General features: G+C 71.0%; 20 protein-coding genes. 7 read left to right on the top strand and 13 right to left on the bottom strand.

Going from position 1 to position 19,238, the window contains the following annotated elements:
- Positions 1 to 52 precede the first annotated feature (52 nt).
- The 7 genes from CG723_RS30015 to CG723_RS29990 all read right to left on the bottom strand — a co-directional run bounded on the left by CG723_RS30015 (position 53) and on the right by CG723_RS29990 (position 8,254).
- Positions 53 to 1,630, bottom strand: a complete 1,578-nt coding sequence (locus CG723_RS30015) for a dipeptide ABC transporter ATP-binding protein (protein WP_100596654.1) — start codon at positions 1,628 to 1,630, stop codon at positions 53 to 55.
- Positions 1,627 to 2,616 carry an ABC transporter permease gene (locus tag CG723_RS30010; protein WP_100596653.1) on the bottom strand — a complete coding sequence of 330 codons (990 nt, stop codon included), beginning with the start codon at positions 2,614 to 2,616 and terminating at the stop codon, positions 1,627 to 1,629. The genes CG723_RS30015 and CG723_RS30010 overlap by 4 nt, the downstream gene beginning before the upstream one ends.
- Entirely contained in the window at positions 2,613 to 3,611 is a 999-nt protein-coding gene (locus CG723_RS30005) for an ABC transporter permease (protein WP_100596652.1), read from the bottom strand. The genes CG723_RS30010 and CG723_RS30005 overlap by 4 nt, the downstream gene beginning before the upstream one ends.
- A 4-nt stretch (positions 3,612 to 3,615) precedes the next feature.
- Positions 3,616 to 5,334, bottom strand: a complete 1,719-nt coding sequence (locus CG723_RS30000) for an ABC transporter substrate-binding protein (protein WP_100596651.1) — start codon at positions 5,332 to 5,334, stop codon at positions 3,616 to 3,618.
- Positions 5,335 to 5,518: 184 nt separating this feature from the next.
- Complete coding sequence (locus CG723_RS49010; RefSeq protein ID WP_324905233.1) at positions 5,519 to 5,611, bottom strand: Ms4533A family Cys-rich leader peptide; 93 nt, start codon at positions 5,609 to 5,611, stop codon at positions 5,519 to 5,521.
- 56 nt (positions 5,612 to 5,667) lie between these two features.
- Positions 5,668 to 7,248, bottom strand: coding sequence for a DUF3152 domain-containing protein (locus tag CG723_RS29995; RefSeq protein WP_442802604.1), 1,581 nt, complete (start codon positions 7,246 to 7,248; stop codon positions 5,668 to 5,670).
- Positions 7,235 to 8,254 (bottom strand): alpha/beta hydrolase, encoded by a 1,020-nt coding sequence (locus tag CG723_RS29990; RefSeq protein ID WP_100596649.1) that lies wholly within the window; start codon positions 8,252 to 8,254, stop codon positions 7,235 to 7,237. Before CG723_RS29990 ends, CG723_RS29995 begins: the two co-directional genes overlap by 14 nt.
- 148 nt (positions 8,255 to 8,402) lie before the next feature.
- On the opposite strand from CG723_RS29990, the gene CG723_RS29985 reads away from it, so the two are divergent.
- The 4 genes from CG723_RS29985 to CG723_RS29970 all read left to right on the top strand — a co-directional run bounded on the left by CG723_RS29985 (position 8,403) and on the right by CG723_RS29970 (position 10,255).
- A complete protein-coding gene (locus tag CG723_RS29985; protein ID WP_100596648.1) occupies positions 8,403 to 8,621 on the top strand; it encodes a hypothetical protein in 219 nt (72 codons plus the stop codon).
- A gap of 144 nt (positions 8,622 to 8,765) precedes the next feature.
- Positions 8,766 to 9,407 carry a TetR/AcrR family transcriptional regulator gene (locus CG723_RS29980; RefSeq protein WP_100596647.1) on the top strand — a complete coding sequence of 214 codons (642 nt, stop codon included), beginning with the start codon at positions 8,766 to 8,768 and terminating at the stop codon, positions 9,405 to 9,407.
- Positions 9,408 to 9,557: 150 nt separating this feature from the next.
- A complete protein-coding gene (locus CG723_RS29975) occupies positions 9,558 to 9,785 on the top strand; it encodes a DUF3107 domain-containing protein (RefSeq protein WP_199841939.1) in 228 nt (75 codons plus the stop codon).
- Positions 9,786 to 9,988: 203 nt separating this feature from the next.
- The gene (locus CG723_RS29970) at positions 9,989 to 10,255 is read left to right on the top strand and encodes a hypothetical protein (RefSeq protein ID WP_100596645.1); all 267 of its coding nucleotides are present in this window, start codon (positions 9,989 to 9,991) and stop codon (positions 10,253 to 10,255) included.
- 28 nt (positions 10,256 to 10,283) lie between these two features.
- Here the strand turns inward: CG723_RS29970 and CG723_RS29965 are convergent, their stop codons facing one another.
- Positions 10,284 to 11,018 carry a ferritin-like fold-containing protein gene (locus CG723_RS29965; RefSeq protein ID WP_100596696.1) on the bottom strand — a complete coding sequence of 245 codons (735 nt, stop codon included), beginning with the start codon at positions 11,016 to 11,018 and terminating at the stop codon, positions 10,284 to 10,286.
- 517 nt (positions 11,019 to 11,535) lie between these two features.
- Here CG723_RS29965 and CG723_RS29960 point away from each other — a divergent pair.
- Both CG723_RS29960 and CG723_RS29955 read left to right on the top strand, forming a co-directional pair.
- Positions 11,536 to 13,671, top strand: a complete 2,136-nt coding sequence (locus CG723_RS29960; RefSeq protein ID WP_199841938.1) for a DEAD/DEAH box helicase — start codon at positions 11,536 to 11,538, stop codon at positions 13,669 to 13,671.
- Positions 13,672 to 13,810: 139 nt separating this feature from the next.
- Complete coding sequence (locus tag CG723_RS29955; protein ID WP_100596643.1) at positions 13,811 to 14,689, top strand: alpha/beta fold hydrolase; 879 nt, start codon at positions 13,811 to 13,813, stop codon at positions 14,687 to 14,689.
- Between the two features lie 15 nt (positions 14,690 to 14,704).
- Here CG723_RS29955 and CG723_RS29950 read toward each other — a convergent pair whose 3' ends face one another.
- A complete protein-coding gene (locus CG723_RS29950) occupies positions 14,705 to 15,604 on the bottom strand; it encodes an NYN domain-containing protein (protein ID WP_100596642.1) in 900 nt (299 codons plus the stop codon).
- Positions 15,605 to 15,867: 263 nt separating this feature from the next.
- On the opposite strand from CG723_RS29950, the gene CG723_RS47025 reads away from it, so the two are divergent.
- Complete coding sequence (locus CG723_RS47025; RefSeq protein WP_165914635.1) at positions 15,868 to 16,020, top strand: hypothetical protein; 153 nt, start codon at positions 15,868 to 15,870, stop codon at positions 16,018 to 16,020.
- Positions 16,021 to 16,144: 124 nt separating this feature from the next.
- Here CG723_RS47025 and CG723_RS29945 read toward each other — a convergent pair whose 3' ends face one another.
- From CG723_RS29945 to CG723_RS29930, 4 genes are all read right to left on the bottom strand, one after another.
- A complete protein-coding gene (locus CG723_RS29945) occupies positions 16,145 to 16,750 on the bottom strand; it encodes a MarC family protein (protein ID WP_100596641.1) in 606 nt (201 codons plus the stop codon).
- 122 nt (positions 16,751 to 16,872) lie between these two features.
- The gene (locus tag CG723_RS29940; protein ID WP_100596640.1) at positions 16,873 to 17,736 is read right to left on the bottom strand and encodes a PHP domain-containing protein; all 864 of its coding nucleotides are present in this window, start codon (positions 17,734 to 17,736) and stop codon (positions 16,873 to 16,875) included.
- 95 nt (positions 17,737 to 17,831) lie between these two features.
- The gene (locus CG723_RS29935) at positions 17,832 to 18,470 is read right to left on the bottom strand and encodes a DUF6758 family protein (RefSeq protein WP_100596639.1); all 639 of its coding nucleotides are present in this window, start codon (positions 18,468 to 18,470) and stop codon (positions 17,832 to 17,834) included.
- A 169-nt stretch (positions 18,471 to 18,639) separates the two neighbouring features.
- Complete coding sequence (locus CG723_RS29930; RefSeq protein ID WP_100596638.1) at positions 18,640 to 19,236, bottom strand: suppressor of fused domain protein; 597 nt, start codon at positions 19,234 to 19,236, stop codon at positions 18,640 to 18,642.
- Positions 19,237 to 19,238 lie beyond the last annotated feature (2 nt).

Raw genomic sequence — 19,238 nt, 5'->3', positions numbered from 1 at the left:
TCCCGTGCGGGTAGCGTTCTGTCGCGCTACACGCTCATTCGGTCACGGAGTGTCATGCTGCGGCCAGCTCCCTGCGAGCGGTGCGCCGCCGCGCGGCGGCGGCCGGATCGAGCGCCGGCACGGCGGCGAGCAGCTGCCGGGTGTACGGGTCCTGCGGTGCGCCGTAGACCTCGTCCACGGCGCCGTACTCGACGACGCGTCCCTTGCGCATGACCGCGACCCGGTCGCTGACCTGGCGGACGACGGCGAGGTCGTGGGCGATGAAGACGAGGGCGAGTCCCAGCTCGTCCTGGAGTTCCCGCAGCAGGCCGGTGACCTGGGCCTGGGTCGTGACGTCGAGGGCGGAGACGGCTTCGTCGCACACGATGATGCGCGGTTCGGCGGCGAGCGCGCGGGCGATCCCGACGCGCTGGCGCTGGCCGCCACTGAACTCGTGCGGATAGCGCCCGTAGTGCGCCGGGTCGAGCCCGACGCGTTCCAGGAGCTCCTCGACCCGGTCACGCACCTCCTTGTCGCCGCGCGCCCGCAGCGGGTCGGCGACGGACTCCCCCACACTGCGGCGGGGGTTGAGGGAGGAGACGGGGTCCTGGAACACCATCTGCACGCCGGTGTCGGAGCGCGCCCCTGAAAGGAGCACCTGCCCGGACGTCGGTTCGAGGAGTCCGACGAGCATTCGCCCGAGCGTGGTCTTGCCACTGCCGCTCTCGCCCACGATTCCGACGGTCTCGCCCCGGCGCACGGTCAGGGAGACCCCGTCGACGGCGGCGAAGGCGCGCTTGCCGCGCCCGAACTCCCGTCGCAGGTCGACCGCTTCGAGCAGGACGTCGCCCGTCGTGTCCGGGCGCTGCGGGCGTGCCGCGTCGACGCGGGGCACAGCCCCGAGCAGTTCCTTCGTGTACGCGGCGGAGGGCGCGCCGAGTACGTCGGCGACGGCTCCGCGTTCGACCGCGCGGCCGTGCCGCATCACCAGGACGTCGTCGACGCTCTCGGCGGCGACGCCCACGTCGTGGGTGACGAGGATGAGGCCCATGCCGGTCTCCTGGCGCAGTCCGTGCAGCAGGTCGAGGATCTGCGCCTGGACGGTGACGTCGAGGGCGGTCGTCGGTTCGTCGGCGACGAGGAGGGCGGGTTCGCAGGCCAGGGCCATGGCGATCAGGGCGCGCTGGCGCATGCCGCCGCTGAACTCGTGGGGGCGTGAGCGCGCGCGGCGGGCGGCGTCGGGGATGCCGACCCGGTCGAGCACTTCCACGGCACGCGCGCGTGCGGCGCGCCGGGACGCCTTGGAGTGCACGCGGTACACCTCGGCGATCTGGTCGCCGACGGCGTAGTACGGGTCGAGGGAGGACAGCGGGTCCTGGAAGACCATCGCGGCCGTCCCGCCCCGCAGCCGCCGCAGCGTCTCGTCGTCGGCTTCCTGTACGTCGGTGCCGGCGACGCGCACGGACCCGGTGACGCGCGCGCCGGTCCCCCGGTGGAGGCCGAGGAGCGCGGAGGCGACGGTGCTCTTGCCGGATCCGGACTCGCCGACGACGCCGAGCGCCGCGCCCTCCTCCAGGCGGAAGGAGAGCGCGTCGACGGCCCGCAGGTCCCCGAACTCGACGGTGAGGGCGTCCACTTCGACGAGGCTCATGACAGGACCACCCGTCGGTCGGCCACCGCGTACAGGACGTCCGCGACGGCATTGGCGAGTACGACGAAGAAGCCGGTGACGAGGACCATGCCGACGACGACCGGCAGGTCGACGACGTTGACGGCGTGCACGAGTTCGCGGCCGAGTCCGGGGATGCCGAACAGGGTCTCGCTGAGCACGGCGCCGCCGAACATCGAGCCGAAGTCGTTGGCGTTCAGGGCGATGACAGGGGCGACGGCACCGCGCAGGGCGTGCCGTCCGATGATGGAGCGTTCGCCGACCCCGTAGGCGCGGAAGGTGCGCACGTGGTCCTCGGCGAGGGTCTCCAGCATGGAGGCGCGGGTGAGGCGCGCGTATTTGGCGGCCTCGATGAGGGCGAGCGACAGCCAGGGCAGGAGCAGGTTCCACGCCCACTGCTCGGGGTTGTCGGTGAAGGGCACGTACTGCGGGAAGGGCAGCCACTGGAGCTGTCCGCAGACGACGATCATCAGCAGCAGGCCGATGACGAAGACGGGCGTGGCCGTGCCGGCGAGGGTGATGCCGGTGAGGATCCGCTCCGTGGGGCGCCCGCGCCGCCAGGCGGACAGCACGCCGGTGCCGACGCCGAGGATCAGCCACAGCACCATGGCACCGAGCGCGAGCGAGGCGGTGGCGGGCAGCTTGGTGAGGATCAGCTGCGTGACCTGCTGGTCGGTCTGGTACGAGAAGCCGAGGCAGGGGGCGTCGCAGTGCTGGACGGCGGTGCCGGTGGAGAAGTCCTGTCCTACGAAGATGCCCTGGAGGAAGTGCCAGTAGCGCAGGTACAGAGGGTCGTCGAGCCTCAACTGGTCGGCGACCTGCTGCACTTGGGCGGGCGAGCAGCGGGGGCCGCAGCTGATCTGGGCGACGTTGCCGGGGGCCGCGTAGAAGACGACGTAGATGATCACGGAGATGGCGAGCAGGGTGACGGCGGCGCCGATCACCCTGCGCAGCAGGAAGCCGGTCATGCGCCGGCCTCCCGCTTGCGGCCCGTGCCGATGCGCAGGCGGGACGCGGCGCGCGGGTCGAGCGCGGTGCGCACGCCGTCGCCGAGGACGGTGAGCGCGAGCACGGTGACGAAGAGCGCGCCGGCGGGCAGCAGCAGGTACTGCGGTGCGGCTTGGTACCAGACGTCGGCGGCGGTGAGCATCTGTCCCCAGGAGGGTGTGGGCGGTTTGACGCCGACGCCGAGGAACGAGAGGGCCGCCTCGACGGTGACGTTCGTCGGGACGAGCAGGGACGCGTATGTGATGACGGGGGCGGCGAGCGACGGGAGGAGTTCGCGACGGGCGATCTGCCATGTCGGCCAGCCGCTGAGCCGGGCCGCGGCCACGAAGTCGCGTTCCTTGAGGGTGATGGTCTGGGCGCGCACGATTTTGGCGGTGCCGCCCCAGGCCACGAGCCCGATCACCAGGGCGACGAGGACGGGCCGGGGGAAGCCGCTCGGCACGATCGCCATGAGGGCGAGCGCGAGGATCATCAGGGGCAGCGCGACGATGACGTCGGTGGCGCGGCTGAGGATCTGGTCGACCCAGCGGTTGCCGAGTCCGGCCGCGATGCCGACGGTGACGCCGATGAACACCTGCACGACGGTGGCGGCGAGCGCGACGCCGAGGGAGACCCGGGCCCCGTAGACGAGGCGTGTGAACAGGTCGCGTCCGGTCTGCGGTTCGACGCCGAGCCAGTGCTCGCCGCCGGCCCCGCCGAACGCGCCGACGGGCACGCCGCCGCGCGCGGAGTCGATGAGGTGGGGGTGGTACGTGTTCGGGTCCTGGCCCTCGATCAGCGCGAGGAGCGGGGCCCCGAGCGCGATCAGGACGAGCAGGGCGACGACGGCCGCCGCGACGAGGGCGGCGCGCTGCGTGCGCAGACGCCGCCAGAACTGACGGGCTCCGGAGACGGGGGCGGACGCCGTCAAGACGCCCGCCCCTGCGGTCTCCGAGGCCACAAGTGCCTCGGTCATCGCGTCACTTCACCGAGACCTGCGAGATGTCGAGCACGCCGGTCCAGTCGCTGATGACGATGTTCTTGACGTCCGGTCCGTACAGGCGCTTGTACACGGGGTGGAACAGCGGCACGGTCAGTGCCTGCTCCCCGATCTTCTTGTCCAGCGCACCCCAGCGCTTGGCGGCAGCGTCAAGATCGGTCAACTTGTTGATCGAGTCGATCTCGTCATTGACCGACTTGTCATTGAGGAAGCCGGTGTTGAAGTTCGCGCCGTCCTTGACGATCTGCCGGCCGTCGAAGATCGGGGCGAGGAAGGGGCCGCCGGAGGGCCAGTCGGCACCCCAGTGCGCGAGGAAGAAGCCGGGCTCCTTCTTGGCGCTGTGGATCGTGTCGGAGTAGTCGTTCGCCTCCAGGCCCTGGAGCTTGACGGTGATGCCGGCCTTCTTCAGGGCGTCCTGGAGGGCGGTGGCGATCTCCGGGCTGGTCTCGAAGTCCTTGTCGTTGGAGTGCGTGAGGGTGACGGTCAGGCCGTTCTTGTAACCGGCGTCCTTGAGCAGCTCCTTGGCCTTCTGCGCGTTGCCCGAGGCGCCGGCCGGGAAGTGGTCGTACGCCGTGTAACCGAAGGACTTCTGGTTCGGCAGGTACGTCGTCGCGGGCTCGGCGAGCGAGGAGCCGCCGGCCGCGTTGATCACCGAGGAGCGGTCGACGGCGGTGGCGATGGCCTGGCGCACCTTCGGGTTGTCGAACGGCTTCACCTTGGGGTTGAAGGCGATGTAGTTCGTGTAGCCGAAGTGGCCGGTGCCGACGCGGGCGGCGAGCTTCTTGTCGCCGCTGACCTTGGCGAGTTCGGCGGGGCCGAGGTTGGTGTCGGTGGTGACGGCGGCGGCGTCGGCGCCCTGACCTGCGGAGAGTCGCTGGTTGATGACGGACGTGTCGAGGCCGGAGCGGACGTCGATCCGGTCCGGGTAGGCCTTGCGCTCCTCGTCGGTTGTCGCGGACCAGTGCGTGTTGCGCTCCAGGACGATCCGCTCGCCGTCGTTCTCGTTCTTGACGACCTTGTACGGGCCGGACGAGACGGGGTGCTCCTCATACTTCGTGCCGGTGTCCTTGGCCTGGGGCACGGGCGTGAACTGCGTCTGCGTGGCCAGGTAGGGGAACTCGCCCTCGGGCTTGTTCAGGTGGAAGACGATGGTCCGCGCGTCCGGGGTCTCGATCGAGTCGAGGCCCTTCTTGTCCTTGTAGGGGCCCTGGTAGCCGGCGCCGCCGATCAGCCAGTCCCTCAAGTACGGTGCCCCGCCGGAGAGTTCGGCGGCGAACGACCGCTCGATGCCGTACTTGATGTCGGCGGACGTGATGGGCGAGCCGTCCTCGTAGGCGACGCCCTTCTTCAGGGTGTACGTCCACACGGTCGCGTTCTTGCTGGGCTTGCCCAGGTCGGTGGCGAGGTCGGGTACGACCTTCGCGCCCGCTGCGCCGTCCTCGCGGTTGCGGGTGGTCAGCGTGCGGAAGACGAGCGAGGGGACGTTGCCGCCGCCGGAGGTGTAGAGCCGCGCCGGGTCGAAGTCGGACTGCGGGTTGGAGTTGAGGACGGTGAGGGTGCCGCCCTTCTGCGGCTTGGCGTCGGGACTCCCCCCTGCGTCGCTGTCCTTGGGCCCCGCGCAGGCGGCGGCGCCCGCGGCGAGGACCACGCTGACGGATGCGGCGGCCACGCGGCGCGCTATGACGGACGGTTGACGCATCGGAAATCGACCCCTTGGGGAATGTGCGCTGCACCGGGCAGCAGAGAGCAGGCAGGGAAATGCGCAGAACTCGCCCGAGGCACGTCGACAGCCGGAAACCGCGAAACCGGAAACCCTGAGAAGAAATAGGGGTGGATACCGGAAAGGGGATATTAAATGCGACGCAGCACGCCAGGGGCGGGCGTCAGCAACAGTGCACGTCGGCGACGCACAGCCCGGTCACGCCGATGAGCGTGAGCTCAATGGCGGTGCGCGAGGGTGCGTGGCGGTGCGACATGCGGAGAAATATGAACGAACTTTCGCCTGATGTCAACGCGACCCCGCCCCTGCGGCTCAACTCTTGGGAAAGGCCCAGGGGTTGGGCTTGCAGGTGATTCCGTCGAAGGTCAGGAACTTGGTCTGCTGCTGCATGACGGGCGCGAGCGCGCCGTTCTTCGTGCAGGTCACGTGGTTGAACCCGAGCCGGTGCCCGACCTCGTGGTTGATGAGCATCTGCCGGTACAGATGGATCTTGTTCCCGTATGTCGTCGATCCCTGCGCCCATCGATAGGCGTTGATCATGACGCGGTCGGTGGCGGCGGAATCGCAGGACACATTGTCCTCGGTCGTGTCGAGCCCGGATTTCTCGCACCAGACGCCGGTGGTCCCCGGGCTGGCGAGCGTGATCACGAAGTCGGGCTTTCCGGAGGAGATCCGCTCGAAGGTCCTGCCGCCGTCATGGGCCCAACTGCGGTCGTCGTTCAGGGTCTTCTGCACGGCCTGCGCGAAAAGCCCGCCGTCGAGCCCGAGCCCGTTCTCGACGTCGATCCGGTACCGGAACTTCTGCCCCTTGCCCGGCGCCTTGTCGAATCCGGGCACCGCCGTGAACTTCCCGGAACCCTTGAGCTTGGCGGACAGGGGATACGTCTTGCCCATCTTCTGGTCGTACGTCAGCGGGATGACGGGCCGCGCCTTGCCCCCAGGGGTGGCCCGGTCGTCCGAACGCGACGCCGACCCCTTCGTCGACCGCTTGTCGGGCCCGCCCGCGGGCTGCGCCTGGGCGTGGGCCTTGTCGTCGCGCCCCTGGGCGACATGTCCGGCGACGACGACGGCGAGCACCGTGGTCACGGCGGCGGCCGCGATGCCGGTGTACGTACGGCCCTTGCGCCGTTTGTCACCCGGCTCCTCGTCCTCGGCAGACCCGGCGGCGGCCTCGTCGGGTTCGCCGCCCTTCGCGTCCCAGTCGGTGACGTCGGCGTACGGGTCGGAGGGGTGCCGGGGCTGCGGGGTCCGCGGCGGCTGGGCGAACGCGTCTACGTAGTCCTGCCGCGGCCTGCTGCGCGGCGCCGGCACGACCGGCGCGGCCGCGTACCCGACGCCCATCCGGGTCTCGCCCCGGGCACCTCCCTCGAACTGCTCAGGATGCCCACCCCGCACATGCGGAACGCCGTGCGCGGGCGTGCCCTGCGGAAATCCATGGGACGGCGTCACACGGGGCGACCCTTGAGCCGGAGTCCCCTGCGCCGGGAAACCGTGCGGCGGGGTCGCCTGCGGAAAGCCATGTGCGGGGGTCGCCTCTGAGAATCCACGCGACGTGGGCCCCTGCGGTGGAGCCGCCTGCTGGAAGCCGCGCGGCGGGGTCGCCTGCGGGAAACCGTGCGGCGGAGTCGCCTGGGGAAAACCGTGCGCGGGCGTCGCCTCGGAGAACCCGCGCGGCGGTCCGGCGTTCGGCGGTGCGCCGCGGTACGGGGCCGGCCCCGGCTGGGCCTGCCCGCGCGGGGCGCCCTGCTGCGCCTGGGGTCCCGGCGTGGTGGGGCGTGGGACATCGGGGGCGCCGCGTCGGCGACGGCCGCGGCCTGCCGCGACCGCCTCCGCGTCGTCCAAGGGTGCGGGCGCCGGTGCCGGTGCCGGCCCCCGGCGGCTATGCCGTCCCACTCGCCGCCTCAGCTCCCCGCCCGCTCGTCCTGTCGCCTTCGGTCAGTTCCCCCGCATCCGCGAGGAGTTCACGCATCGCCGTGGCGACCGTCTCCGGATACTCCATCATCGCCACGTGCCCCGCGTCCGGCAGAGTCAGGAGCCGCGAGGAACGGAACGTCCGCGCGGCCCGCGCCGCCATCCGGTAGGACACGAGCTGGTCGCGTCCACCGTAGACGAGGAGCGTGGGCGCGAGGACACGTTCGGCCTGACGCCAGAGCCCATGCTGCCCGCCCAAGGTGTACGCGTTCACAACGCCACGCGCCGAACGGGCCATCGCGTCCCAGAAATAAGGCAGTTGAAGCCGTCGCTCCATCTCCTCGACGGCGGCCCGGTACCCCTCGGGATTGACCCGGCCGGGATCCCCGTAACAGAGCGCCGTGACGCCGCTCACCCGCTGTTCGGCGGTCCAGTCCCTGGTGAGCCGGGTGAAGAGCGAGGCCACGCCCGGTACGGCGAGCAGTGCGGTCGGTACCGCCGTGCGCTGCACGCGGATCTCGGGCAGTGCGGGCGAAACGAGCGTGAGGGTGCGCACCAGGTCGGGCCGTACGGCCGCGACCCGGGTCGTGATCGCCCCGCCGAGGGAGTTGCCGACGAGGTGGACGGGTCCGCGGCCCGCCGCGTCGAGGTGGCGGATGACGGCGCGGGCGTGCCCGGTCACCGAGTAGTCGCCGTCGTCCGGCGGCGGTGAGTCGCCGAAGCCGGGCAGGTCGAGCGCCTCGCCGTCGACGACGTCCTCCAGGAGCGGCATGAGGGCCGACCAGTTCTGGGAGGAACCGCCGAGGCCGTGCACGTACAGCGCGGGCGGCAGCCCTGCGCGGGTGCCGGGGCGGGAGCGGATGGTGAGCGTGAGCCCCGGAAGGCCGACCGAGCCGAGCCGCTCGCCCTCCGCGACCCTGACGGTGGCCGGCTTGGGCCCCACGGCCGCGACAGCGGCGGGCACGCGCGGCGACTCGGTCGAAGACATGCGGGATATGTTACGAGACGATCACGCACTGGATCGTGTGTTCGCCGTCACAGATCGCATCGCGCCCCGTTCTGGTGTCTCCTACGCTCGGATCTGGGCACCCGCCCACATGAGGACGCACAAGGACACATGAGGGAAGGGAGCCGCCATGACGGTCGACCCATCCGATCCCGACACATTCGAGGCTCAGGAGGATGACGCGGAGTTCGGCGTCGAGGCCCCCGAGGCGGACGCGGCCGAGCAGCTCACGGAGCTCGCTCCGCACCGGGACGACCCTCCGGCGGACGCGGACCCGGACGCCGCGAACGAGGCGGACCGTGCCGAACAGGCCCGCGTGGTGGAGCTGGACGAGGACGACTATCGGTGACCTGCCCGTATTTGCCCGCATGCGGACGGTTTTCATAGCTGTCCGGTCCGTGAAATTGTGCGTCCGCACCGCGCACACCACGGTTACCGAAAAGTACGATGGCGAAGCGGCGCACACCGCACACGGACAATCTTGGGAGGCGGCGTGACAGCCATCGAGCAGACAGAGGCAGCGCGCCCTCGGGGCACGCGCCTGCCGCGCCGTGCCCGACGCAACCAGCTCCTGGGCGCGGCCCAGGAGGTATTCGTCGCACAGGGCTACCACGCCGCGGCCATGGACGACATCGCGGAGCGCGCGGGCGTCAGCAAGCCGGTGCTCTACCAGCACTTCCCCGGCAAGCTCGATCTCTACCTGGCCCTGCTCGACCAGCACTGCGAGGCGCTCCTGCTGGCCGTGCGCACGGCACTGGCCTCCACGTCCGACAACAAGCAGCGGGTCGCGGCCACGATGGACGCGTACTTCGCCTACGTGGAGGACGAGGGCGGCGCGTTCCGACTGGTCTTCGAGTCGGACCTGACGAACGAGCCCGCGGTGCGCGAGCGCGTGGACCGCGTCAGCCTGCAGTGCGCGGAGGCGATCTCCGACGTCATCGCCGAGGACACCGGCCTGTCCAAGGACGAGTCGATGCTGCTCGCCGTCGGCCTGGGCGGCGTATCGCAGGTCGTGGCGCGCTACTGGCTCTCCAGCAAGTCGACGATGCCGCGCGACAAGGCCGTGCAGCTCCTGACGTCCCTGGCCTGGCGGGGCATCGCCGGCTTCCCGCTGCACGGCACCGACCACCACTGACGAGGCGCGGCGGACGGCGCACGGCGTTGACGGTCTTGTTCGCTCCTGGCGTGCAGCGTGGACGTCGGGTACGTCCCCTCACCGGGCTAATGTGTGGTGGGTACGGCGCGGTCGTCCGCGCACATCACGGATCGTCGGAGGGACAAGGCCGTGGAGGTCAAGATCGGCGTGCAGCACACGCCCCGCGAGATCGTTCTGGAGAGCGGCCAGACCGCCGAGGAAGTCGAGAGCGCGGTGTCCGAGGCACTGTCCGGCAAGGCGCAGCTGCTGACTCTGGTGGATGAGCACGGCCGCAAGGTCCTGGTGCCGGCCGAGCGCCTGGCGTACGTGGAGATCGGTGAGCCGGCGGTGCGCAAGGTGGGCTTCGGCCCGGTGTAACCACACGTACGGCGGCACGAAAGACATACGGGAAGGGCCCGGTGACAACAGCCACCGGGCCCTTCCCGTGCCTGTCCGCGACGTCCCGGCCTTCACAGCGCGAGCACAGCGGACCCATACGGGGAGGATTGCATTCCGCGGCCTGGGGGTACACCGGTCAAGACCGATTTGCACCACGGCCAACGCGGGAGGGACCCCACACAATGCTTCTGGAAGCGCTCGGCTCCGCCCTGCTCGGCTTCGGCCTCGGCTGGGCCGCGACTGTCCGCCTGCCCCGCCGGCTCCCGCCCCGGGCGCTCGTACTGCCGACGGGAATCGCGGGCGCGCTCTTCGGGGCATTTCTGACCCACACGGCGCTCGGCTCCGGTCACGCCCTCGCCACCCTCGTCGGAGCGGTCGTCGTGGGCGTGGCGCTCCTGTCGCTGCTGCTCCGCCCCTCTGCCCCAGTCCGCCGGTCGGCGCCGGCCTAGGCCGTGACCGACCGGCGGTGAGGCGGCCTCAGGCCGCGAGCCCCAGCGCGGCCATCCGCTTGGTGTGCGCCTCCGTGATCCGCGAGAACATCCGGCCGACCTCCGCGAGGTCGAAACCGTCGGCCACGCCGCCGACGAGCATCGTCGACAGGGCGTCCCGGTCGGCGACGACCCGCTGCGACTGCGAGAGCGCCTCACCCATCAGGCGTCGCGCCCACAGCGCGAGCCGCCCGCCCACGCGCGGCTCGGCCTCGATCGCGGCCCGTACCTTCTCCACGGCGAAGCTGGCGTGCCCCGTGTCGTCGAGAACGGCGAGGACGAGGGAGCGGGTGTCCGAGTCGAGGCGCGCGGCGACCTCGCGGTAGAAGTCACTGGCGATCGAGTCGCCGACGTACGCCTTGACCAGGCCTTCCAGCCAGTCCGACGGCGCGGTCTGCTTGTGGAAGCCGTCGAGCGCGGCGACGAAGGGCTCCATTGCCTCGGTCGGCGCGACGCCGATCGCCGAGAGCCGGTCGTGAAGCTGCTCGAAGTGGTGGAATTCGGCGGACGCCATTTTCGCGAGTTCGGCCTTGTCGCCGAGCGTCGGCGCCAGCTTCGCGTCCTCGGCGAGCCGCTCGAAGGCGGCCAGCTCTCCGTACGCGAGTGCGCCGAGCAGATCCACGACCGCTGCGCGGTAATGGGGGTCGACGGATGCCTTCGCCCAGTCCTGGGCGGCGATTCCGGTGGGTTCGTCGGCTGCGGCGGCAGTGTCGGGCGTCTCCATGAAGCGCACAATAGCCCGCCGGCCGCCGCACGGAAGTCCCTGGTCAATGACTGTGACGACGACTACGTGACCAATTCGGCCATCGCACATGCGCGATTCCGGGGTATGGTGGTAAAGAGCCCGCCGGGTACGAGCAACACTTTTAGGTGTCTGTTTTTACGCGTTTCGACGGGCTTCATGAATGAGGATGCCCGGTCGGTGGCCCGATCGGCTCCGACCCGACAGCCCTCCGGGCGGTACGTCACACGACGTACGGCATGAGGAGGGACCCTCAGCGGCACGAGCGCTCGAGCGTCGGCAGTGGTCCCGCGTCACCCGGCCCGCCCGCCTCTCGCTGGCGACCGGCGATCAATCGGCACGGTCACGACCCCCGCGTTCGCCTCGCACCGCGTCTCACAGAAGAGGCAACACCCTGACTACGCAGCAGCTTTCCACGTTCCGAGAGCTCGGGATCCTTCCCGAGACCGCCGAAGCCCTCGAGGCCGTCGGCATCATCAACCCCTTCCCCATCCAGGAGATGACGCTCCCCGTAGCGCTCTCCGGCACCGACGTCATCGGCCAGGCCAAGACCGGCACCGGCAAGACGCTCGGCTTCGGGCTTCCGCTCCTCGAGCGCGTCACCGTGCCCGCGGACGTCGAGGCGGGCCGGGCGCAGCCCGAGCAGCTGACCGACGCCCCGCAGGCACTCGTCGTCGTCCCCACCCGTGAGCTGTGCCAGCAGGTCACGAACGACCTGCTGACCGCCGGCAAGGTGCGCAATGTGCGCGTCCTCGCCATATACGGCGGCCGCGCCTACGAGCCGCAGGTCGAGGCCCTCAAGAAGGGCATCGACGTCGTCGTCGGCACCCCGGGCCGTCTCCTGGACCTCGCGGGCCAGAAGAAGCTCAACCTGAAGCACATCAAGTCCCTCGTCCTCGACGAGGCCGACGAGATGCTCGACCTGGGCTTCCTGCCCGACGTCGAGAAGATCATCAACATGCTTCCGGCGAAGCGCCAGACCATGCTGTTCTCCGCGACGATGCCCGGCGCCGTCATCGGCCTGGCCCGTCGCTACATGTCGCAGCCGACGCACATCCGCGCCACGTCGCCCGACGGCGAGGGCGCGACGGTCGCGAACACCTCGCAGCACGTCTACCGCGCGCACAACATGGACAAGCCGGAGATGGTCGCGCGCATCCTGCAGGCCGACGGCCGCGGGCTCGCGATGATCTTCTGCCGTACGAAGCGGACCGCCGCGGACATCGCCGACCAGCTGCAGAAGCGCGGCTTCGCGTCCGGCGCCGTCCACGGTGACCTCGGCCAGGGCGCGCGTGAGCAGGCCCTGCGGGCGTTCCGCAACGGCAAGGTGGACGTGCTCGTCTGCACCGACGTCGCCGCTCGCGGCATCGACGTCGAGGGTGTGACGCACGTCATCAACTACCAGTCCCCCGAGGACGAGAAGACGTACCTGCACCGCATCGGCCGTACGGGCCGCGCGGGCGCCAAGGGCATCGCGATCACGCTGGTCGACTGGGACGACATCCCGCGCTGGCAGCTGATCAACAAGGCGCTGGACCTGAAGTTCCCCGACCCGGTCGAGACGTACTCGTCGTCTCCGCACCTGTACGAGGAGCTGAACATCCCGGCCGGCACGAAGGGCGTGCTGCCGCGCGCCGAGCGCACCCGGGCCGGCCTTGCCGCCGAAGAGGTCGAGGACCTCGGCGAGACCGGTGGCCGTGGCGGGCGCGGCGGCCGTGGTGGCCGCACGGCCGCTCCGGCTCCCGTCGAGGAGCGCGAGCGCGAGCCGCGTCCGGCGCGTACGACGCCGCGTCGCCGTCGCCGTATCCGCAACGGCGAGCCGGTGGCCGCCCCGACGGCGAACGAGCCGAAGACGGCTCCGGCCGAGGCTGTCGCGGCCTCCGAGGCCGTGGACGCCACGGTGGTGGAGCCGCGTACGCCGCGTCGTCGCCGTCGCACCCGTACGGGCGCCGCGCCGGAGGCCGTCGTCGAGACCGCCGCCGTCGTGACGGCCGAGGCTGTCGCCGACACGGTCGAGGCGCCCGAGGCCGTGGAGACCAAGCCGAAGCGCACCCGCAAGGCCGCCGTCCCCAAGGCGGCCGCCTCCGAGGAGGCCGCCGAGACCGTCGAGGCGACGGTCCCGAGGCCGCGCCGCCGCACCCGCAAGGCCGCGGAGGCCGTCGTCGACACGGTCGAGGCCGTCGAGTCGGTCGAGGCTCCTGCGGAGACCAAGCCCAAGCGCACCCGCAAGGCGGCGCCCAAGGCCGAGGCCGTGGCGGACACCGTCGAGGCGACGGAGGTCGCCGAGGCCAAGCCGAAGCGCACCCGCAAGACCGCCGCCCCGAAGGCCACCGCCGACGCGGTCGTCGCCGAGGAGGCCGAGACCAAGCCGCGCCGCCGCACCCGCAAGACCGCGGAGGCTGTCGCCGACACGGTCGAGGCGGTCGAGGCTCCTGCGGAGACCAAGCCCAAGCGCACCCGTAAGGCCGCCGCCCCCAAGGCGACCGTCGACGCGGCTGCCGAGGTCACGGAGACGAAGCCGAAGCGCACGCGCAAGGCCGCGGCCCCCAAGGCCACCGCCGACGCGTCCGCCGAGGAGGCGCCCGCCAAGCCCCGCCGCCGCACCCGCAAGACCGCGGAGCCGACGGAGAGCTGAGCAGGACCACGTAGCAAGCCGATGGCCCGGCACCCGCGAAAGCGGGGCCGGGCCATCGGCGTTCACGGTCACGGAGGTCGCGGAGAGCCCCGCCCCGTCCCCGAATGACCCGCGGCGGCGCTGCGGTTAGCCTCGTCGCATGAGTCGGCCTCCCGTTTTCGTCCCGCCGCCCGGCGCCGTCGCCCACGTTCTTCGGACCGAGCGCGGCGACTTCGCCGCCATCAGTGCCGGTCCGCAGGACGCCGGGCACACCGGCACCGCCCTCCTGCTGCCCGGGTTCACCGGCAGCAAGGAGGACTTCATCGCCCTGCACGTGCCACTCGCCGCCGCCGGGTACCGCACGGTCGCCGTGGACGGGCGCGGGCAGTACGAGTCGACGGGTCCCCTCGACGACGAATCCCCTTACGCGCAGCGGGAGTTGGCCCGCGACGTGCTCGCGCAGGCGGCCGTCGTGGACGACGGGACGCCGCTGCATCTGGTGGGGCACTCGCTCGGCGGGCAGATCGCCCGGGCCGCCGTGCTGATCGACGCGACGCCGTTCGCCTCGCTCACCCTCATGTCCTCGGGCCCGGCCCAGATCTCGCCGTCGCAGCAGGAGCGGGTCAAGCTGCTGCGGGACGCACTCGCGGTGCTCGACATGGCGCAGGTCTGGGACGCGATACAGGCGCTCGACGCACCGGAGGAGACGGATGCCCCCGGAGCGGGCGCGGACGACGCCGCCGCCCTGCGGCACCGCTGGCTGCTCAACAGTCCGGCGCAGCTCATCGCGACCGGCCGCCAGCTGTGCACGGAACCCGACCTGGTCGACGAGCTGGCGGCCGTCCGGCTGCCCAGGCACGTGCTGTCGGGCGAGCGCGACGACACCTGGCCGGTGCAGCTCCTCGACTCGATGGCCGTACGCCTCTCGGCCCGCAGGACCGTCATCGCGGGCGCGGAGCACTCCCCGAACACGGACCGCCCCCAGGAGACCGCGACGGCCCTGGCGGAGTTCTGGGATCTGCACCCGCCCGTGGTCTAGCCGGAGGGCGCCGTACTAGTACTGCGCCTGGAGATGGCTCCAGAAGCCGTCCCGCAGGGCGCGCCGCAGATCGGACTGCCCCCGCAGCGAGTACTGCAGCAGCGCCTCCGCCTCGACCAGCAACTCCTGGTCGACGGGCCCGGGCAGATACGGGTGCCCCGGCAGCAGCTCCACCAGTGACTCCCTGCCGCGCGCGGCGAGCCACTTCGCGGCGATCTGCGCGCCGACGAAGCGCACGTCCTCCCGCGAGGGGCGGGGCGTGCCCGCGTTCTCGTACGTCGCCGTGGCGGTGCGCCGGGACACGTACGGCTTGAAGAACGCCAGGTCGAACGTGCGCTGACTGTCGACCTCCCACCGGAGCGGGTCCGCCTGGTTGGCGCCCTCGGGCGCCTCGATGCCCCACAGGTGGACGCGTGCGCCGTAGCCCTGTGCGGCCTCGACCGCAGAGACGAGGTCCTCGTCCCCGCCGATCAGCGCGGCGTCGCTGATGGCGCGGTGCCGGGCGAGCGACTCGAGGTCCGTGCGGATCAGGGAGTCGACGCCCTTCTGCTGGTTGTGGGCGTTGAGGTTGCCGAGCCTGACCTTGACGTCGGGCAGCTCGGCGATCGACTGCTGTTCGTTCGTGTGGATACGTCGCCGGGCGCCGTCGTACCAGTAGACGCGCAGCAGCCGGCTGTCCGCGAAGATCGTGCGGGCCTTGTCGATGAGGGCGTCGACGATGCCTTCGGCGTCGAGGTCGAAGGCTCTGCGGTCCTCGGTCCCGGTGACGAGGCGGCCGGCGGCGGCGTAGAGGTATCCGGCGTCCACGAAGATCGCGTGGGTGGACGGGGTCTTGGCCACTTCGGCGAGCATGCGCTTGAGCAGCTCGTTCGTACGGTCGAGCTCCACGCGGATGGCCGTCAGGTCGTCGTTCATATGCGGCCCATTGTCCCGGCCGTCACACTGCGAACACAACCGGTCCCACTACCCGTGGGTAATTAGCCTCGCGAAAAATTTCCTTAGCGTAGGGAATGTTTGCTGGGGGCAACTCGTTGATCTCTTCAGAAGGCGCGGCACTGAAGCCGCGCAATCCACTCTTAACGGTCAGGCAACCGCCTGGCCGTTCGACGGGGCAAGACTGTTGCTCCGTACCAGTAGTTCTCCTCCAGGAGGATGACCAGACGAAGGGAGAAGCGGGTATGCGCTTCGAAATCATGCGACTCGACGATGTCGACGGAACCGCCGTGGACAGCACCGTCGTGGACGCCGCCTCCGTCAACCGGATCGTTCAGCAGGCGGCCGCCATAGGGCAGCGCCTCTACATCCGCCCGGCCGAGTCGCCGGCCTCGTAACGCGACGACGACTCCTGATACACCGTACGTAATCGAATAACACGCTTCAGAGCCCCCGTACGAGATCCGTACGGGGGCTTTTTTGCGTGCGCGGGGCGGGGGCTCGGCGCCAGGGGGCTCGGTGTCAGGAGCCCTGGATCACCTGGGTCACGCCGTTGATGATCTGCTGCACGGCGATCGCGGAGAGCATCATGCCCGCGAGGCGCGTCACCAGGACCACGCCGCCGTCCTTGATGACGCGGATGATCAGCAGCGAGTAGCGCATCACGAACCACAGCACGACATGGATGGCGACGATCGCGGCCCACACCGACACCTGCGTCGCGGCGCTGTCCGCCTTCTGCACGGCGAGGATGACGGACACGATCGCGCCGGGGCCCGCGAGCAGCGGCATGCCGAGCGGCACGAGCGCGACGTTCACGTCCTTGGTCTGCTTCGGTTCGTCAGTCTTGCCGGTGAGCAGGTCGAGCGCGATGAGGAGCAGCAGCAGGCCGCCCGCGATCATGAGCGCGGGGACGGAGACATGCAGGTAGTCGAGGATCTGGTGGCCCAGGAGCCCGAACACCGCGATGACGCCGAAGGCGACACAGACGGCCTGGAAGGCCATCCGCTTCTGCACCTTGGCGGGCCGGCCCGCGGTGAGCGCGAGGAAGATCGGGGTGATCCCAGGGGGGTCCATAATCACGAATAGCGTGAGAAAAAGGGATCCGAAAACAGCGACATCGAACACGGTGTGGCCTTGCGAGTGGGGTCCGCGGGATCAGCCGGGACGCGTTGTGCGTGGGGGTGCGGTGCGTGAGCCCGCACCGGGACATGAGAGGAGCGGCCCGCCGGATCGCGGCAGGTCGCGGGTTACGCGGTGGTTCCGCCCGCCCCCGGCACGGGAAACGCCCCGGTCGCCCGGCGCGTGATCTCCCCGTACACCTCGGGGTCGGTGGTGAACTCGCCGAGTACGCACGTCTTCCGGCTGCCGTGGTAGTCGGAGGAGCCCGTGGCCAGGAGGCCGAGGTCGGCGGCGAGGCCGCGCAGGCGGGCCCGCGTGGCCGGTTCGTGGTCCATGTGGTCGGTCTCGATGCCGTCGAGTCCGGCCGCGGCCAGGTCCGCCATCGCCGACTCGGGCACGACCTGCCCGCGCTTGACGGCCGCCGGGTGTGCGAACACGGTGACCCCGCCCGCCGCCTTGACCAGGCGGATCGCGTCGAAGGGGTCGAGTTCGTGCTTGCCGACGTATGCGCGGCCGCCGTCGGCGAGCCAGTCGGGCGTGAAGGCGTCGGAGACGGATCCGACGACGCCGAGTTCGACGAGGGCCTCCGCGACGTGCGGGCGGCCGACGGACCCTTCGCCGGCGATGCGGGCGACCTGTTCCCAGCTCACGGGCACGCCGAGGTCCTGGAGCTTGGTGACCATGCCCTGCGCGCGCGGCACCCGGTCGTCCCGTACGAGCTCGCGCTCGCGCAGCAGCTCGGGCTCGTCGGGGTCGAAGAGGTAGGCCAGCATGTGCAGGCCCACGCCGTCGAGGCGGCAGGAGAGTTCGGCGCCGGTGACGAGCGTGAGTCCGGCCGGCAGCGCGGCGACGGCCTCCGCGTAACCGCGGCTCGTGTCGTGGTCGGTGAGCGCGACGACGTCCAGACCGGCGGCCCCCGCGTTGCGGACCAGCTCGGCCGGGGTGTCCGTGCCGTCGGAGGCGGTGGAGTGGGTGTGCAGATCGATGCGCACGCGCGTACTCCAGGCTCTGAACGGACGGAAGGGGACGCTCAAGGATAACGGGGATCCGGAGCACTCCCGTCACCGTCGCCTCCCGGTATGACCCCTTACGTGAGGATGCGTGGCGACAGCGCGCCGCAGGGCACCAGGTCGACCTCGGCGCCCACGTCGCGCAGGTCGGTCAGGACCAGCTCGTCGTACATCAGGAGCCCGGTCTGCTCGGGCCACACGATCGCCCACACCCACAGCCCGCACGCCTCGCCCGCGAAGACCGCACGGTCGTCGGGCGCGCCCGAGACGTGCCACATCGGGGTCGGGCGTCCGGCGGCGAGGACCTTGGCCTCGGGCGGCTTCTCGACCGTCATGTACGGGCCGGGGTCGGGGCCGTCGACGCCCGCGTACCGGGCGCCGAGGCCGACGCCGAGTTCCTCCGCGACGAGCAGCATCTCCCCCACGCCGCCGAGCGGTCCGGGGCCCGAGCACGCCACCGCGGTCGCCCTGCCGCCCGTGCGGTCGTCGCCCGCGCTGACCACCCCGGTGAAGAGCCACCCGACGGGCAGCGGCCACGGCATCCACACCGGCACCTGGGCGCGGTGCGCCACGACGGTGAGCGCCTCGACGCTGGGCGGGATCACGGGCTGCAGCGGATGCACCGCCCCGTGCACGTCGCACTGCCAGGAGTCGGAGAAGAGGCCGGGAGCCCTGACCCGGCCACCACACTTCGGGCAACTGGGTTCGCCCCTCATAAGGCCCAACGGTCCTCCCCGACTCCCACTCCGTCAAGGACGATCACCCTTCCGGGGGCGGGACCTCACAGCACTTCCCCGGAAAAATTGGATGCAGTCTGCAGTAGTCAGCTGGGCCAATTCATTGCGTGTGTACGCCCACGCTCTCCGTGCGAACTTCCCGCGCCGGTCACTGGTCGAGCGGCACGGACTTGCGCAGCGGATCCCGCAGGTCCGTTCCGCTGTTCAGCCACTTCTCCTCGAGGGCGGCAGCGCCGTGCACCCGCTTCCACGCCGCCTCGTTCTGCGTCATCGGCAGCAGCGGCAGGAACCGTACGGGATCCAGCGGATCGTCCAGTTCCAGGTCCTCCACGAGGCCCCCGGACCCCGCGACGAGCACCGACGTGAACGGGGCGCCGGGCCACAGGGGTTCACCCACGTCGAGCGAGGCGCCCGCGGCCACGACGACACCCTCGACCTGCGGCGACGCGGCGAGTACGGCGAGCGGGCGCAGCACCTTGTCGGTGTCGGCGCGGCCGGTGCGCACCGACAGCACGAGCTCCGCGCGCGGGCCCTTGAGCGGGTCGGCGAGCGCGGACGTCGGGTCGGCCATGGGGGCGGCCGACATACCGAGCGTGGCGTAGCGCACGAGGCCGGTGTCCGCCGCGTCCGTGAAGCGCAGCACCTCGATGCGGTCGGTGCCGAGGAACGTGACCGCGGCGCGCGCGTCCGGTTCACCGAGAGCCGTACGGAGTCGGGCCTCGACCAGAGCAAGAACATCTCCCATGT

This window comes from Streptomyces sp. CB01635 (assembly GCF_002803065.1).
GTDB lineage: Bacteria > Actinomycetota > Actinomycetes > Streptomycetales > Streptomycetaceae > Streptomyces.
This window is presented reverse-complemented; position numbering and strand designations above follow the sequence as displayed.